Raw genomic sequence first — 16,982 nt, 5'->3', positions numbered from 1 at the left:
GTCGCGTACGTCGACGCCAACGCCGCCTCGCTCGGCACGCCGTGGCAGGAGGCCGCAGGACGCCCCGCCCACCCGGGCCGGACGCTGCGCGCGGCGCTCGACGCGCTCGGCGGCGCCGCCGTCCAGGTGGCCCGCACGGGCACGGAGGACCAGGTCGCTCAGGCGCTCGCGGTGCTCGACGCTGCCCGACGCGACCTGTACCTGATCCTCGCGGGCGCCGCTCCCGGCGCGACGAGCGGCGGGACGGACGGCACGTCGACGCCCCCGACGGACGACACCCCGGACGCGCCGACGTCCGACGCCTGATCCCGGGCGGGAACGGCGCCGGGCCGGTCAGGCCGTCCAGGCCGGGTTGCGGCCCAGGTAGCGGAGCAGCTCGGCCGACGGGCCGTCCCCCCGGGCCGGGTCGAGCGCCGGCGCGTACGCGCCGTACTGGCGCAGCGGCTCGACGATCGAGCGGGCGACGGGCAGCAGGTCGGCGGCGAGCGCGTCGTCGAGCGGCGACGGTCGGCCGGCGGCCACGGCGACGTCCCACGCGTGCACGGCGGCGTCGAGCGCGGCGGCCCCGACGGCGACCGGTGCCGGCAGGCTGCCCTGCGGCAGGGGTGTCGGGGTGGACGCGTCGGCCGTGACCGTCGCGAAGGCGCCGGCCGACGCCACGAGCGCGGGCTCGACGAGCGCCGCAGGGGTGCCGTCGAGCGTGCCGGACGGTTCGAACGGGTTCTCGGTGGGTCCGTCGTGGCCGGTGATCGCGGCGGCGTACGCGCGCTGGTCGCCTGCGGCGTGCTGCAGCACCTGCGTGACGTTCCACTCGGTGCACGGCGTGGGGCGGTCGAGGTCGGCGGCGGTGAGGTCCGCGACCACGGTGCGCAGCGCCGCGTGCGCCCGGTCGAGGACGGGCCAGGGGGTCGTGGCGGTCATCGGTCTCTCCTCGTTCGAATTCGGAACGGAACGGATCGTTCCGTTACAAGAACCGTAGCGGAACGATCCGTTCCGTTCAAGAGCGCCGAAGGGCCGCCGCTCGACGGCGTCCGGACGTGCCGAAGGGCCCGCCGCGCGACGCACGACGAGCCCCTCGGTCCGGACACGACAGCGGGCAGCCCGCGACCCCCTCGGTCGGCGGGCTGCCCGCGGTGGACTAGGCGAGCGCCTTCGCCTTGAGGGCGGCGAACTCGTTCTGGTCGATGACACCGGCGTCGAGCAGGTTCTTCGCCTCGCTGATGGCCGCCGCGGGCGACGCGTTGGCGGTCTGCCGGATGTAGGCGTCGGTCGCCGCCTTCGACTCCGCGATCTGCTGCGTCTGCCGCTCGGCCATCCCCTTGCCCCTGGCGATGATGTAGATCAGCGCGACCAGGAACGGGAAGACGATCAGCCCGATGACCCAGAACGCCTTCGCCCAGCCGCTGGCGTTCTTGTCACGGAACAGGTCCGCGACGATCTGGAACAGCAGGATCAGATACATGAAGAACACGAACCACCACACCATGAGCCAGAACCAGTCCCAGAAGCTGTTCACGAGCGGCCTCCTCAAGCCCGCGCCGGCTACGGCTCCGGCGTCTGTGCCCACGGTGGCCCCTGCCGGGCGCCGGTTCCTCACCCGTCGCGGGTAGTCGTGCAGGATGCTCACCCGCAGGTCAGCGCCGCGGGCAGGCGAGCGCCGGGCCGACACCCACCTCACGGTCGGCAGGAGTGCGCCCCGAGCAAACGCGCGCGGTCGCGCGGACCGGTCAGTCGCGCGCGACCTGCAGGACGCGCGAGATCCCCGGCTCGTCGGGGTCGTCGACGATCTCCCGCCCGTCGAGCCACGACCCGATCACGTGGGCGAGCTCGCCGGGGTGGCTGAAGTTCATGGCGTGCGCGGCGCCGACGATCACGGCGAGCGTGACGTGCGCGGGGGCGAGCCGGGCGACCTCCATGACCCGCCACCGCGGGGGCATCAACGGGTCGCGGCTCCCGACCACGGCGAGCGTGGGCACCGGTGTGCGCAGGATGCGCTCCTGCGACGGGAACCGGGTGAGCTCGCTGAACAGGTGGAACGCGTTGAGCGGCCCGAACCGGAAGTAGTCCGGCACGGCGAGCCGCGCCATGCGAGGGCTCTCCCGGGTGGCGTCGCGCGCGAGCTGCATGAGGCCGCGCGCGAGCGGCTGGTTCCACACGCCGCCGGCGGGGGAGGCGAGGACGACGGCCTGCACGCGCTCGGGGGCGACGTGCGCGACGTCGAGGATCACGGGGCACCCCATCGAGTTGCCGACGAGCACCACCTTCTCGAGCGAGGCGGCGTCGAGGAACTCGAGCAGCGTCTCGGCGAGCGCGGTGATGCCGAGGGTCGCCTCGGGGTGCTCGCTGCGGCCGTACCCGGGCAGGTCGGGGACGATGTTCGTCGCCCGGTCCGTCAGTCGCTCGGCGGTCGGCAGGAGCGACGTCCCGGAGATCGCGAACCCGTGCACGTGCACGATCGGCACCGCGTCGGGCACGTCCGCGCTGGTGCGCACGAACATCTGACGGCCGCCGACGCGGACCGTCCGCTCCGTCCAGCCCGCGGCGAGGGTCCCCACGTCGCGATCCTGGCAGGGCGGCGACCCGCCAGGACCACCCGGAACGGGTGACGCTCGCGCCCGGACGCAGGCGGGACGCTCGGCACGATCGGACCAGACCCACGGACGGAGACGCGACGTGGCCGACGCACCGCAGCCCCAGACCGAGGCCCCGCTCGACAAGCGCCTCGCGGTGCTGCTCGCGATGGCGATGTTCGTCCTCGTGGTCGACACGTCCTTCATGAACGTCTCGATCTCCGCCGTCGTGCGCGACCTGGGCACGACCGTGAGCGGTGTGCAGTCGGCGATCGCGCTCGAGGCGCTCGTCTCGGCGGCGTTCATCCTCATCGGCAGCAAGATCGGCGATCTCGCGGGCCGCAAGCGCGCGTACGTGCTGGGCCTGCTCGGCTACGCGACGGGTGCCGTGGCGATGATGCTCGCGCAGAGCCTCACGGCCGTGATCATCTTCTGGGCGATCATCGGCGGGCTCGGTGCGTCGCTGCTGCTGCCGTCGATGCAGTCGCTCATCCACGGCAACTTCACGGGCTCGGCGCAGCGCCGCGTGTACGCGCTGGTCGGGGCGTCGGCGTCGATCGCCGCGGCCATCGGCCCGCTGCTGGGCGGGTTCATCACGACCTACCTGTCGTGGCGGGTGGCGTTCGGCCTGGAGGCCGCGATCATCGCGGTCGTGCTCATCGGCATCGGGCTCGTGAAGGACGTCCCGTACACCGGCCCCCGGGAGATCGACCTGGTCGGCGCGGCCCTGTCGGCGCTCGGCATGGGCGGTGTCGTGCTCGGCATCCTCGTGTGGCAGGAGGGCGGCGAGGCCGTCGGCGCGCTCATCCTGATCGGCGCGATCGCGCTGTTCGGGCTCGCGCGGTGGCTCGTGCACCGCAAGCGGACCGGCAAGCCTGCGCTGCTCGACCCAGCACTGTTCCAGCTGCCGCTGTTCCGGATCGGCGTGACGCAGCAGATGTTCCAGCAGATCACGCTGGGTGCCGCGATGATCACGCTGCCGATCTTCCTGCAGATGGTGCTGGAGTACGACGCGATGTCGGCGGGCCTGTCGCTGGCTCCGCTCTCGCTCAGCATGTTCGCCCTGGCCATCCTCGCCGGGAAGCGCTCGGGCGGCCGCCGCCCGGCGGACATCATCCTGTCCGGGTTCGTGCTCGTGGTGGTCGGCGTGATCGGGCTGATCCTCGTGGTGCCGCGCGCGACGTCCGGCTGGTACCTGGCGATCCCGCTCGTGATCCTCGGGTCGGGGCTCGGCCTGCTCGTCTCGCAGCTCAACAACTACACGCTGTCGCCGATCGACGAGGAGCACGTGAGCGAGGCTGCGGGCGTGAACTCGGCGGCCGGCTCGTTCGGCCTGTCGTTCGGCCTCGCGTTCGCGGGCGGCATCCTGCTCGCGGCGCTGTCCCTCGGCTTCACCAACCAGACGAACGCCAGCACGGTGCTCGACTCCGCGCAGAAGGAGCAGGTCGCGACCGTCCTCGAGGACGACGCGCAGCTCATGAGCAACACGCAGCTCAACGAGCTGCTCGCGGACGAGCCGCCCGCCGTCGCGGCGGAGATCGTGCAGATCAACACGGACGTGCGGCCGCGGGCGCTGCAGATCGCGCTGCTCGTGCCCCTGCTCGTCGGGGCCGCCGGCATCGTCAACGGGCTGCGGATGCGGCGGCTGCCGGACCCGTCGCCGAACAGCGCGATCGAGGGCGCGGCGTTCGGCTGAGGTCAGCCCTCCGCGAGCTCGTGCAGCAGCAGCACCTGCGCGACGGCCATGCGCTCGATCTCGGACGGGTCGACGCTCTCGTCGGACGCGTGGATCCGCGACAGCGCGACGTCCTCCGGTCCCCACAGCACGAACTCGGCCCCGGGCGACACGGACGCGAGCGTCTGCAGCAGCGGGATCGACCCGCCCGACCCGACGTCCCCGGCGTCCCGGCCGTAGGCGGCGCGCAACGCCCGGCGGGCGGCGGCGTACCCGGGCCCGTCGGTCGGCACGGTGAACGGCGGCGCGGCCTTGGTCTTCTCGACGACCACCTGGGCGCCCCACGGCGCGTGCGTCTCCAGATGACGCACGAGCGCGTCGAGCTCGGACGCCGGGTCGGCGCCGGGCGCGATGCGCATCGAGATCTTGGCCCGCGCGGACGGGTGCAGCACGTTCGACGACCCCTCGACGGACGTGACGTCGACGCCGATGGCGGACACGGACGGCCGGGACCACAGCCGCGACGAGATCGACCCGGTGCCGGCGGTCCGTACGCCGGGGAGCAGCCCGGCGCCCGCGAGGAACTCCTCCTCGGACTGCTCGGCGCCCGACCAGTCGTACCGGGTCACGCCCTCGACGGCGACGTCGCCGTGCTCGTCGAGCAGCGACGACAGCAGCCGCGCGAGCGCCATCATCGCGTCGGGGGCAGGTCCGCCGAACACGCCGGAGTGCAGCGGGAACGCGAGGGTCGAGACGGTGACGACGCACGCGACGTCGCCGCGCAGGGTCGCGGTGAGCGACGGCTCCCCGGCGCGCAGGTTCCCCATGTCGCACACGACGAACAGGTCGCAGCGGAACAGCTCGGGGTGCGCCTCGACGAACTCCTCGAGGTTGCTGTTCGTCTCCTCCATGCCCTCGACGACGAGGCGCACGGTGCACGGGGGCTTCCCGCCCAGCGCGCGCAGCGTCGCGAGGTGGATCGCGAGGCCGCCCTTGTCGTCGGCGGCGCCGCGGCCGTAGATGCGGCCGTCCTCGCGCCGGGTCGCGACCCACGGGTCGGTGGTCCACCCCTGCGTCGCCGGTGCGGGCTGCACGTCGTAGTGGCCGTAGAGCGTGACGACAGGCGACCCGGGCGGCCCGGGGATCTCGCCGACCACCGGCGGGTACCCGTGCGGCACGTCCGCGAGGTAGGCGTTCGTGACGCCGGCCTCCTGGAACAGTGCGAGCGTCCGGGCGGCCATCGCGTGCACAGGCTCCGGCGGGTAGCCGGGGAACGCGATCGACGGGATCGCCACGAGCTCGCCGAGGTCCGCGAGGACCCCCGGCAGGACGGCCGCGACGCGGGTGCTGACCTCGCTGTGCTCCACGATTCCCCTCCGGACGGACGTCAGTACAGGATGACGGCGACGAGCGCGCCGACGCCGATCGACACGACGCTCATCACGAGCATCGGGACGAAGAACGAGTGGTCGAGCAGCTTGCCGCCCAGCTTGGTCGACCCGGTGAGGTCGAAGTTCGCGGCGGCGATCTGCGTGCCGTTGGCGGGCAGCGTGTAGACGCCGTTGAGCGCACCGGCCCACATGCCCGTGACGAGCGCGGGCGACAGCCCGACGGCCAGGCCGATCGGCACGATGGTGCGGGTCGCGGTCGACTGCGAGGTGGTGAGGGCCGCGACGAGGAACACGGCGAGCGCGAAGATGAACCGCCAGTCCGTGACCCACGCCCCGACGGTCGACACGATGTACTCCTCGTGCGCCGCGATGAACGTCGCGGTGAGCCACGCGATGCCGAACAGGGCGATCGCGGCGACGAGTCCGCTCTTGAACACCGACGTGTTCGGCACCTCGCTGATCTTCGGCCGGCCGACCAGGATGATCAGCACGCCGACCGTGAACATGACGAGCTCGATGGTCGACGTCATGTCGATCGGCACCGCGCCGCCGTCCTCCGCGAACGACGGCCGCAGCCCCGGGAACAGCCCGAACGCGACGATCGCGAGCACGCCGAGCAGGAACACGATCGCCGAGTTCCGCCCGGCGGTGGTCGACGTCAGCTCGACGCCCTCGCCCGCGGCGTCGGGGTCGGGCAGCACCCCGGACCGGATCCGCTCCTGGATCTCCGGGTCGTCGTCGAGGTCCTTGCCCATCCGCCCGACCACGAGCGCCGTCACGACGATGCCGGCCAGCGCGGCCGGGATCGTGATGGACAGGATCTGCGCGAGCCCGAAGTCGTACGGCGCGACGTCCGTGAGCGTGAGCATCGCGGCCATCGCCGCGGACACCGGCGACGCGGCCAGCGCCATCCCGGACTGCACCACGGACACGGTCAGCGGTCGCGACGGCCGGATGTGGTTGCGGTACGACACGTCGTAGATGACGGGCAGCAGCGGGTAGAGGATGTTGCCCGTCCCGGAGCCGATCGAGAACGCGAACGCGGTCAGCGGCGCCAGGAGCGTGATCTGCCGCGGGTGCGCCTGGATGATCCCCGCGGCGACCTTCACCATCCAGTCGATGCCGCCCGCCGCCTGCATGAGCGACGCCGCGGTGACGACCGACAGGATGATGAGCATCGCGTCGATCGGCGGCTCGCCGGGCCGCTCCCCGAACACGAACACGAGGACGGCGACGCCGAGGCCGCCCCACACACCGACCCCGACGCCGCCCGAGCGGGTCCCCATGACGATCGCCGCGAGCACGACGACCGCTTCGAGCACGAACGACACGTCCATGTCCACCCCGTCACCCCATGGGCGGACGAGGTCGGGGCGGTCCGCCGGCCGCCCGTGCGCCGCGACGGCGACCCGTCACGGGCCGCCGGTCAGCCGGCGAGGATCTGCGTCTTCTGCGCCTCGAACTCCGCGTGCGTGAGGATCCCCTGGTCACGCAGCTCTGCGAGCTGCTTGAGCTGCGCGATCTTCGCGTCCATGTCCGGGGCGTCCGGCGCTGCGGCCTCGACGTACACCGGCTGCGCGTACGCGGGCGGCGGGGGCGGCGGCGGGGCGTAGGTCGGCGCTGGCGCCGCGTACGACTGCTGCGGCGGCGGGTAGCCCGCCGCGGCGGCGTCCTGCGCGGCCCAGCGTCCCTGCTGGCGGCGCTGCACACGGCCCGAGACGGCGCTCGCGGTCCCCGCGACGACGGCGGTGCGGGCGACCCCGCGGATGAGACCCGGCATGGTGTCCTCCTCCTCCTTCGACCAGTGGTGGGTTCAGCTCGCGTCGAGGTCGTCGAGCGCGGCGAGGATCGACTGCACGGGGATCCGGCCGGTCGCGACGAGCTGCCCGCCCCCGCGACGCAGGGCCGCCGCGAACGGTCCTGCCCACGCGTTCTCGTAGACGAGGATCGCGGCGGCGGAGCCGTCGTCGAGCGCGGCGGCCGCCTCGGCGACGTCGTCGTCCCCCAGCAGGCCCGACGCGGCGCCCTCGAAGATCGACAGGTCGGGCTGACCGCCGCCGCCGGCGTCGTCGTGCATCTGCAGCGTCCGCACCGTGCCGTCCTGCTTCTCGACGAACACCAGGTCGAGGATGCGGATGATGCCGCGGTCCACGAGGTCGATCAGCAGCGGGAACGCGGTCCCGTCGAGCTTGTTGTGCGGGAACTCGACGACCAGGTAGTCGATCGGTCCGAGGTCTCGGTTGTCGTCGTCCAGGTCGGTCACGTCGTCCTCCTCGTCAGCCGTCACCGCGCTCGTCCGCGCCGTGTTCCGTGCGGCTCGTCCCGTCGCGTCCTCAGCCTCGCCAGCGGCATCGGCCGGAGCATCACCCGCGACGGGTGGTCGTGGTCCTGGGGGGAGCGCAGCCGCGGTCGTCAGGACCGCGACGGAGTGCTCGCGCAGCCACGCGAGCACCGTGTCGAGCGCGTCCGCGCGCACGCTCAGCGCGGTGCAGCGCAGCCGCTGCCGGTCCTGCAGGTGGTCGAGCATCGACAGCAGCACGTCGCCGACGTTGCCCGCCACCACGAGCGCGACGCCCATGCCGTCGGTCCGCCGTCCCGCGGGCGTCGTGCGCCGGACGGCGACCACGTCGAGACCGAGCGCGTGCGCCTGCTCGACGAGGCCGAGCAGCGCGGCGGTGTCCCGGACCGTCCCGTGGACCACGGTCTGGCGGTGCGAGTCGCGGACCCCGTGGGCGCGCAGCCGCAGCATCGACCGCGCCGGGAGGGTGCCGAGCACGGTCACCTCGACGGGTTGTGCAGGCATGACACCTCCTGTGCCGGTGCCGAAAGTGTTCACGCGGCTTTCGATCGTCCTCATCACCCGAAATGGGTACTGATGTGGCTACTCTCCCGATATGGCCACCGTCGGGCCGGCTCCACGCCAACCGTCAGGCGCCGCTCACAGGACCGTCTCCAGCAGAGTGGGATGGGCGAGCGGCGTCGGCGCGCGTGCCCGGACGGCAACCGTGCCGGCCACCACGGGGGCGATCGTCAGACCGCGGGTCGAGGGCAGGCTGGACGCCGTCCTCACGCACCGGCTGACGGTCGTGGCGGCCGGTGCGGGCTGGGGCAAGACGACGGCCGTCGCGTCCTGGTGCCGGACCCGCGACGTCCGCACCGCGTGGGTCGTGCTCGAGCCGCGCGACGACACGCCCAGCGCCGTGTGGCTGCGGGTCGTGGAGGCCGTGCGGGCCAGCGGCGCCGTGCCGGCGGCCCACGAGCTCATGCGGCTGCGCGTGCCGCCGACCGTCACCGCACCGTTCGCGACGCGTCTGCTGCACGCGCTCGAGCAGCTCCCGGAACACCTCGTGCTCGTGCTCGACGACTTCCAGGTGCTGCACGATCCGCAGGCGCTCGCGGCCGTCGGCGACCTGGTCCGATACGCGGTGCCGCTGCACGTCGTCGTCGTGACCCGCGCGGACCCGCCGCTCACGCTGCAGCGCATGTCGCTCGACGGGCGCGTCGACCACGTCCGCGCCGCGCACCTCGCCTTCGACACGCATGAGGTGCAGGCGCTGGCCGCCGCCGAGCAGGTGCCGCTGTCCGCGGCCGGCAGCCGCGTGCTGCTCGACCGCACGGAGGGCTGGCCGGTGGGTGTCCGGCTCGGTCTGCGCCAGCCCGCGGACCCCCGGACGGGCACGCCGACAGGTCTGCCGGACCCGGACCGGGCGGTCGGCGAGTACCTGCTGGAGGAGGTCCTGTCCGCCCAGAAGCCCGAGGTCCGCGACTTCCTGGTCCGCACGAGCGTCGCGACGACCCTCACGCCGGAGCTGGCCGAGGCGATCGTGCCGGGTGCGTCCGCGCACCGATACCTGGCCGAGCTCGTGGCGTCGAACGACTTCGTCACCCCGCTCGGCGGCGGCCCGGCGCAGTACAGGTACCACCCGCTGCTGCGGGACATGCTCATGGGCACGCTGCGGTTCGAGGACCCGGCCGGGTTCCAGGACGCGCACGAGCGGGCCGCCCGGTGGCTCGTGGTCCACGGCGACCCGCTGCACGCGCTCGACCACGCCGCGACCGCCGGCCAGTGGGACCTGTTCGGCGAGATCTTCGTCGAGGCGGGTGCCGCGCTCGTGGCCGGCCCGCAGCGGGAGGCGCTGCTGGCGGCGGCCCGGCGGGTGCCGTTCGTCGACGCCCCGCAGTCGGCCCTGCTGGAGCTGTGCGCCGCGACCGACGCCTGCGTGCGGGGCCGGATCCCCGCGGGGCAGATGCACCTGCGCCGCGCGCGTGCGCTGCTCGACCAGCTGCCCGCCGAGCACCGGGCCGCCGCCGACGTGCTCGTCGAGATCCTCGCGGCGCACGTCGCGCTCGGCCGCGGTGACCTGCCGGGCACGGTGTCCGCCGCGACGGCCGCCAACCGGGTGCTCGACGGGACGTCGTGGCCGTTCCCCGCGTTCGAGCACTACGGCACGTGGGCGCACGACCTGCGGGCCACCGGGCTGTGCTGGGAGGGCGACCTCGACCTCGCGCGCGCCGAGCTGAGCCGGATGCTGCGCGGCGTCGACTCGTCGGTCGCGAGCCTCACGACGCTCAACGGTCACGCCTACCTGGCGCTGTGCGACGCGATCGACGGCCGCTACGACGAGGCCGTCGAACGTGCCGACGCGACCCTCGTGCTCGCCGAGAACGCCGGCTGGCAGGGCTACGAGCACCTGCGTCCCGCGTACGCGGCGTCGGCGATCGCCGCACTCGTGCGGGGTGACTGGCACACGGCCGACCGCACGCTCGCGTACGGGTTCGCGGCCGACGTCGGGGGCGACGAGCCCGTGCTGCTCCTCGCCCTGCACGCGCTGCAGTCCCGGGTCGCGATGGCGTCCGGCCGGGTCCGAGCCGCACGCGCGGCGTTCGAGCAGGCCTGCCAGGGCGCGCTGGACGTCCCGCTCCCGCCCGTCGCCGGCGACCTGCTCGCGCAGGCGGCTGCCGACCTGGCCGTGCACGCGCTCACGCACGACCAGCGCCCCGACCTGGTGTCCCCGCCGTCGCGGGCGACCCGCGAGGTGCTGCTCGCGTGCCAGGCGCGGACCGCGCTCGCCCGGCACGACGCCGCGGCCGCGATCGAGGCCGCGCGCGAGGTGCTCGAGGCGGGCGTCGACGTCCTGCCGCTCACGCGGGTCGAGGTGATGCTCGTGCTGGCGGGCACGGCCGAGGCCGCCGGTGACACGACCGGCGCCGACGCGTGGACGCGCCAGGCGCTCGCCGAGGCCGCCGAGTCCCGCCTGGTGCAGCCGTTCGTGGTGCGCGGCCCGGCTCCGCTGCGCAGCGCGGTCGACCGGGTCGTCGCGCGCCGCACCGACGACCTCGCCTCCGCCATCGAGGCGCACCTCGGCCGCGGCGCGCCCGTCACGGAGCCGACCCCCCTGGTCATGGCGCTCACGGACCGCGAGCTCGTGATCCTCACGGCGCTCGCGACCATGCAGAGCAACGCCGAGATCGCCGACGAGCTGTTCGTGTCGGTCAACACCGTCAAGGCGCACCTCAAGTCGGTGTTCCGCAAGCTCGACGTCACGACGCGCCGCGGTGCCGTCCGGCGCGGCCGTGACCTGGGCCTTCTGCCCTGACCGTTGCGGACGTGCGGGTCACCCGCCCCGGGTGAGGCGCCCTTCAGGGCCGTTGCTACGGTGCAGAGAGGACAAGGCGCCAGATCCCGGGCATCCCGGGCCGACGTTCGGGGGTTCCCGTGGCTCAGTCGTCGTCGTCGCAAGCCGTCGCTGCCCCTCCGGGCGCTCCCGGGAACGACACCCGGTGGTGGGCCCTGTCGTCCGTGGAGGTCGCCCGCGCGCTCGGGACCAACCCCGAGCAGGGCCTCGACGGCGCCGAGGTCGGCAAGCGGCAGCGGCAGTACGGGCCCAACACCCTCACGGCGCAGGCGCCGCCGTCGGTGTGGGCGGTGCTGCTCGAGCAGCTGCGCGACCCGATGAACCTCATGCTCGTCGCGGTCGCCGTGGTGAGCGTCGCGATCGGGCAGGGGTCGACGGCCGCGATCGTCGCGTTCCTCGTGCTCGTCAACGTCGTCATCGGCACCCGTCAGGAGCTGCAGGCGCGCAAGAGCGTCGACGCGCTCGCGACCATGCAGGAGCCCACGAGCAAGGTGGTCCGCGACGGGGTGCTCGTGCAGATCCCGGCGAGCCAGCTCGTGCCGGGCGACGTGGTCGAGCTCGAGGCGGGCGACATCGTGCCGGCCGACGGGCGGCTGGTCCGGACGGCCACGATGGAGACGCAGGAGGCGGCGCTCACGGGGGAGAGCGCGCCGATCGGCAAGGCCACCGAGCCGCTCGCGGACGACGAGGTGCCGCTGGGCGACCGCGACAACATGGCGTTCCAGAACACCGCCGTCACGCGCGGCACCGGAACGCTGCTCGTCACGTCGACGGGGATGTCGACGCAGATCGGACACATCGCGACGCTGCTGTCGTCGGTCGAGAAGACGAAGTCGCCGCTGCAGAAGGAGCTCGACAGCCTCACGAAGGTGCTCGGCGCGATCGCGTGGTCGGCGGTGGCCCTCATCGTCGTCATCGGGCTGGTCCGTGGCGACTCGATCGGCGACCTGCTGTTCCTCGCGACTGCCGTCGCGATCTCCGCGATCCCGACCGGTCTGCCGACGTTCGTGCAGGCCATGCTCGCGTTCGGCGCCAAGCAGCTCGCCGCCGCGAAGGCCATCGTCGCGAACCTGTCGGACGTCGAGACGCTCGGGGCGACGAGCGCCATCAACTCGGACAAGACCGGGACGCTCACGCTCAACCAGATGACCGTGACCGCCCTGTGGCTGGGCGGGCGGCACTACACGGTCGAGGGTGCGGGGTACGACAAGACCGGCCGCATCCTCGGCCCCGTCGGCACCGAGGTGCCCGACCTCACGCCGCTCGCGTACGGGCTGTGCCTCGCGAGCGACGCGACGGTGTCCGACGCCGGCGAGGTGATCGGCGACCCCACCGAGGCCGCGCTCGTCGTGCTGGCCGCGAAGCTCGGCGTCGACGCCGCCGAGAGCCGTCGCACCTGGCCGCGCGTGTCCGCCGTGCCGTTCGACTCGGCGTACAAGTTCATGGCGACCGCGCACTGGATGCCGTGGCGCGGCGAGCACTCGCTCGTCGAGGTCGTCAAGGGCGGACCCGACGTCGTCCTCCAGCGCTGCACCCGCGCGCTCGCGGCGCCCGGGCAGTTCGTGGGCATCGAGCAGGTGCGTGCCGACATCGACGCCGAGCAGGAGCGGCTCGCCAAGAGCGGCCTGCGGACCCTCGCGTTCGCGGTGCGGATCCTCACCCCGAAGGACGAGGCGCCGCTCGTCGCGGACCCCATGTCGTACGTCGAGGACCTCGTGTTCGTCGGGATGGTCGGCATCGTCGACCCGCTGCGGCCCTCCGCGAAGGTGTCGGTCGAGATCGCGCACCGCGCGGGCATCGACGTCCGCATGATCACCGGCGACCACGCCGTCACCGCCGGCGCCATCGGCGCCGACCTGGGTCTGCCCGGCGGTGCGATCAGCGGCGCCGAGCTCGCGCGGCTCACCGACGACGAGCTCCTCGAGCGGCTGCCCAACCTGCACGTGTTCGGACGCGTCACGCCCGAGGACAAGCTGCGGCTCGTGCAGCTCATGCAGAGGCAGGGCCTCGTCGTCGCCATGACGGGCGACGCCGTGAACGACGCCGCCGCCATCAAGCAGGCCGACATCGGCGTCGCGATGGGGTCGGGCAGCGAGGTCACCAAGCAGGCCGCCCGCCTCGTGCTCACCGACGACAACTTCTCGACGCTCGTGCACGCCGTCGAGCTCGGGCGCAGCATCTACCAGAAGATCACCGCGTACATCCGGTTCCAGATGAGCCAGCTCATCGGCCTGGTCACGCTGTTCCTCGTCGCGAGCATCACCGACCTCAACGACGGCGTCGCGCTCACGCCGATGATGGTGCTGTTCCTCAACTTCTTCGTCTGCGTGGCGCCCGTCATCGCGATCATGCTCGACCCCGTCGGGCCCGAGATCATGAACCGGCCGCCGCGCGACCCGAAGCAGGGCATCAGCAACCGGCACGCGATCAGCCGCTGGCTCCTGTACGGGCTCGTGCTCATGGTCGCGACGCTGATCCCGCTGCTGTTCGGGCCCGACGAGCTGTCGTCCACCGAGCCGTCCGCGTCGATGACCATGGCGTTCGTGGTGATGGGCCTCGGCAGCACGTTCTCCGGCCTGGTGCTGCGCCGCGAGCCCGAGTCCGGCCTGGTGCCGCCGCTGCTGTCCGCCGTCAAGGTGCTCGCGATCCCGGCGCTGCTCATGTGGCTCGCGACCGAGCTCGACTTCCTGCAGCAGTGGCTCACCACCCAGGAGCTGAACGGCGGCCAGTGGGCCGTGGCGCTGCTGCTCGCGCTGGCGCTGCCGATCGTCGCGGAGGTCGACAAGTGGTTCATGCGGCGCCGGCTGCCGGCGCCGCCGACGCTCACCACGCAGGAGGCCGTCAGCCCGGTGCGGGCGCGCAACGAGGTGCCGGTGGCGGCTCCCGCGCCCGTCGAGCGGGCCGCCACGACCGCACCGACGCCGGTCGTCACGGAGCAGACGACGGCCTGACCTGCGCCGACGTACTCCAGGCGGGTGAAGACCACCGACCCGCCGTATCTGCCGGACCCCCTCCCGTTCTTGGTCCGTGTTGTCGCCGCGAGAGCGACGCAGAGGAGCAAGACCTAGGGGGAGGTGCACGAAAGATGACGATCGAGATCATGGACGTCGAGGAGATCACCGCCACGCGGATCCACCTCGACCCCGACGCCGGCGGCGCCTGAGCCCGCCCGTGAGCCGGCCCGGTCATGACGACCGGGCCGGCTCCGCTCGTCTGCACCCCTCTCTTCTCGACCCCCTTCTCGAACCAGGACCGCCGATGCTCCCCCGACTCAAGTCGCTCAACTGCCTCGCCGGCGACGGCGAGCTGCTCGTGAGCCTCGACCCGAAGGTCCGCACCCGGATCGCCGACGCCGACGGCCAGGTGCTCGCGCTGCTCACGCTGCTGCGCGACGGCACGCGCGACGTCGCCGCCCTCGGTGCCGCCTTGCGCGAGCGGTGGCCCGGCACGACCGACATGGACGTCGCCACCGTGCTCGCCCAGCTCGACCGCTTCGGCTGGTTGGAGGACGCGTCCGCCCCTGAGGTGTTCGACGCGCACGACCGCGAGCGGTACTTCAGCAACCTCGCGTGGTTCGACGCGTTCACGACGCTCGACACTCCCCGCGAGCAGCCGCAGGCCGCGCTGCGCGGGTCGCACGTGCTGGTGCTCGGCGCCGGCGGGCTCGGGTCGTCCGTGCTCATGAACCTCGCCGGGCTCGGCGTCGGCGCGGTCACCGTCGTCGACCAGGACCGCGTCGAGCTGCGCAACTTCGCGCGGCAGTTCACGTACACCGAGGCCGAGGTCGGGCAGCCCAAGGCCGAGCGGGTCGCGGAGTGGCTCAAGGCCTTCGACCCCACGCTGCGCGTCGAGGCGTTCCGTCGCCGCGTCGAGTCGCCCGACGACGTCACTGCACTGCTGCACGGCTCGGCGCTCACCGCCCGGCCGGACCTCGTGGTGTCCGCGATCGACGAGCCCGACGAGGTCGACCGCTGGGTCAACGAGGCCTGCGTCGCCGCCGGCATCCCGTTCATCCGCGGCGGGCTCGCCTACACGCAGGGCCTCTACTGGTCCGTCGACCCCGGCCGCAGCGCGTGCCGCGAGTGCCTCGAACGGCACCGTGCGCGCCTCGCCGGGGGGATCGACCGCGAGGTGGTCGACCGGCCGCGCGTGCTCGCGCAGGACCGGGTCAACCGGGCGATCGGGCCGGTGACCAGCGTGCTCGGCGGGCTCGTCGCGCTCGAGGCCATGCGGTTCCTCACCGGGCTGTCCGAACCCGTGTCGCTGGGGCGGTACCAGCTGGTCGACTTCGCCGGGGACGGGCACACGTCGAGCGACGCGTGGCCCGTCGACCCCGACTGCCCGGTGTGCGCGACGTCGCCCGTGCGGCGGGCGGCCGTCGCGGCGGTGGCTGCGTCCCCCGCGGCGTGATGACCGCCGTCGAGACCGTCGCACTCGTCGAGCCGCCGATCGGACCGACGTCGCGCCTGGGCCTGCACCCGCTCACGCGCACCCCGCAGGGCGACCGCGTCGTCGTCGGCCGCGCGGACACCGGCCGGTTCGTCGCGATCCCCGCCGTCGGCGCCGAGGCCCTCGACCTGCTGGAGGCGGGCCTGACTGTCGCGGAGGTCGAGCGGGCCGTGACCCCGGCCGACGCGACGGACCCCGTCGACGTGCTCGGCTTCGCACGGAGCCTCGTCCGGCTCGGGTTCGTCGCCGCGGTGGACGACGCATCGACCGCCGTCGCCGCCGCACCCGAGGTCCGTCGCGGCATCGTCGTCGCGCCGCGTGCCCGCGCCCGCTGGCTGTTCTCGCGCACGGGCGCCGCATTCGCCGGGCTGTGCGTGCTCGCGACCGTCGTCATGCTCGTCGCCGTCCCGGACGTGCGGCCGCACGCGCTCGACGTGTTCTTCCTGCGCACGCCCGCCGAGAGCCTCGCGGCGCTGACGGTCATCACGTACGTGCTCGCGGGCGTGCACGAGCTCATGCACGTGATGGGTGCCGCCGCGCTCGGCGTCCCGGCGCGGCTGCGGATCACCCGCCGGCTGTACTTCCTCACGTTCGAGACGAACCTCACGGGCCTGTGGGCGCTGCCGCCGCGGCGCCGGGTGGGCCCGCTCGTCGCGGGCATGGCGTTCGACGCGGCGGTGCTCGCCGTCGTCCTCGGGCTGCGCGTGGCCGAGATCGGGCCGGACGCCCTGTGGGCCGCGATCGCGCTCGTCGAGGTGGCCGCGATCCTGTCGCAGTTCTTCGTGTTCCTGCGCAGCGACGTGTATGCGGTCATGACGGCGCTGCTCGGGTGCACGCACCTGCAGCGCACCACGCGGCTGCTGCTGCGGCGGACGTTCCGACGGCTGACGCCCGACGAGCGCGCCACGCTGGCGGCGACGCCCGCCCGGGACCTCGCGGTCGCCCGGTGGTACCGGTTCGTGCACGTGGGCGGGCTGCTGCTCGCGACGTGGTTCTTCGTCGTGCTGTTCCTGCCGTCCACGTGGCACCTGCTCACGTGGATGTGGGGCTCGCTGGTCCAGGCCGGACCGACGACGTGGACGTTCTACGAGGCGCTCGTGCTCGGGGTCCTGCTGCTGTCGCCGCGGCTGCTCACGGCCGTCGTCGCGGGCCGGGACCTCGTCGACCGGCGCCGAGCCGCCCGGGTCGCCGCGACGCCCGTCGAGCTCGGGGCCTGAGGACGCCCCGACCCCGGTGCCAGGGGGCAGCACCGGGGTCGGGG

The 16,982-nt window shown here is 73.4% G+C and carries 12 protein-coding genes and 1 pseudogene; 6 read left to right on the top strand and 7 right to left on the bottom strand.

Features of this window, described 5'->3' with window-relative positions; translation table 11 throughout:
• Positions 1 to 306, top strand: a pseudogene (locus tag J7523_RS02350) (hypothetical protein); the annotation flags it as partial.
• 27 nt (positions 307 to 333) lie between these two features.
• On the opposite strand, the gene J7523_RS02345 reads toward J7523_RS02350, so the two are convergent.
• From J7523_RS02345 to J7523_RS02335, 3 genes are all read right to left on the bottom strand, one after another.
• Positions 334 to 921 (bottom strand): TIGR03086 family metal-binding protein, encoded by a 588-nt coding sequence (locus J7523_RS02345; RefSeq protein WP_291881731.1) that lies wholly within the window; start codon positions 919 to 921, stop codon positions 334 to 336.
• Between the two features lie 217 nt (positions 922 to 1,138).
• Positions 1,139 to 1,516 carry a hypothetical protein gene (locus J7523_RS02340; protein WP_291881728.1) on the bottom strand — a complete coding sequence of 126 codons (378 nt, stop codon included), beginning with the start codon at positions 1,514 to 1,516 and terminating at the stop codon, positions 1,139 to 1,141.
• A 211-nt stretch (positions 1,517 to 1,727) separates the two neighbouring features.
• Entirely contained in the window at positions 1,728 to 2,555 is an 828-nt protein-coding gene (locus tag J7523_RS02335; RefSeq protein WP_291881725.1) for an alpha/beta fold hydrolase, read from the bottom strand.
• 184 nt (positions 2,556 to 2,739) lie between these two features.
• Between J7523_RS02335 and J7523_RS02330 the strand changes: the two genes are divergently transcribed.
• Entirely contained in the window at positions 2,740 to 4,266 is a 1,527-nt protein-coding gene (locus J7523_RS02330) for an MFS transporter (protein ID WP_291882293.1), read from the top strand.
• Between the two features lie 2 nt (positions 4,267 to 4,268).
• Here the strand turns inward: J7523_RS02330 and J7523_RS02325 are convergent, their stop codons facing one another.
• From J7523_RS02325 to J7523_RS02310, 4 genes are all read right to left on the bottom strand, one after another.
• Positions 4,269 to 5,612: a M20/M25/M40 family metallo-hydrolase gene (locus J7523_RS02325; protein WP_291881721.1), complete on the bottom strand. Its 1,344-nt coding sequence runs from the start codon at positions 5,610 to 5,612 to the stop codon at positions 4,269 to 4,271.
• Between the two features lie 20 nt (positions 5,613 to 5,632).
• The gene (locus J7523_RS02320; RefSeq protein WP_291882291.1) at positions 5,633 to 6,973 is read right to left on the bottom strand and encodes an anaerobic C4-dicarboxylate transporter family protein; all 1,341 of its coding nucleotides are present in this window, start codon (positions 6,971 to 6,973) and stop codon (positions 5,633 to 5,635) included.
• 89 nt (positions 6,974 to 7,062) lie between these two features.
• Positions 7,063 to 7,416, bottom strand: a complete 354-nt coding sequence (locus J7523_RS02315) for an SHOCT domain-containing protein (RefSeq protein WP_291881716.1) — start codon at positions 7,414 to 7,416, stop codon at positions 7,063 to 7,065.
• Between the two features lie 33 nt (positions 7,417 to 7,449).
• Positions 7,450 to 8,439, bottom strand: coding sequence for a DUF6325 family protein (locus tag J7523_RS02310; protein ID WP_291881713.1), 990 nt, complete (start codon positions 8,437 to 8,439; stop codon positions 7,450 to 7,452).
• 202 nt (positions 8,440 to 8,641) lie between these two features.
• Between J7523_RS02310 and J7523_RS02305 the strand changes: the two genes are divergently transcribed.
• From J7523_RS02305 to J7523_RS02290, 4 genes are all read left to right on the top strand, one after another.
• Entirely contained in the window at positions 8,642 to 11,233 is a 2,592-nt protein-coding gene (locus tag J7523_RS02305; RefSeq protein WP_291881710.1) for a LuxR C-terminal-related transcriptional regulator, read from the top strand.
• Between the two features lie 119 nt (positions 11,234 to 11,352).
• Positions 11,353 to 14,223: a cation-transporting P-type ATPase gene (locus J7523_RS02300; protein WP_291881707.1), complete on the top strand. Its 2,871-nt coding sequence runs from the start codon at positions 11,353 to 11,355 to the stop codon at positions 14,221 to 14,223.
• 307 nt (positions 14,224 to 14,530) lie between these two features.
• A complete protein-coding gene (locus J7523_RS02295) occupies positions 14,531 to 15,682 on the top strand; it encodes a ThiF family adenylyltransferase (RefSeq protein ID WP_291881704.1) in 1,152 nt (383 codons plus the stop codon).
• Positions 15,682 to 16,938 (top strand): hypothetical protein, encoded by a 1,257-nt coding sequence (locus J7523_RS02290; RefSeq protein WP_291881701.1) that lies wholly within the window; start codon positions 15,682 to 15,684, stop codon positions 16,936 to 16,938. The genes J7523_RS02295 and J7523_RS02290 overlap by 1 nt, the downstream gene beginning before the upstream one ends.
• The last annotated feature ends 44 nt before the right edge of the window (positions 16,939 to 16,982 follow it).

This window comes from Cellulomonas sp. (assembly GCF_017744555.1).
GTDB lineage: Bacteria > Actinomycetota > Actinomycetes > Actinomycetales > Cellulomonadaceae > Cellulomonas.
This window is presented reverse-complemented; position numbering and strand designations above follow the sequence as displayed.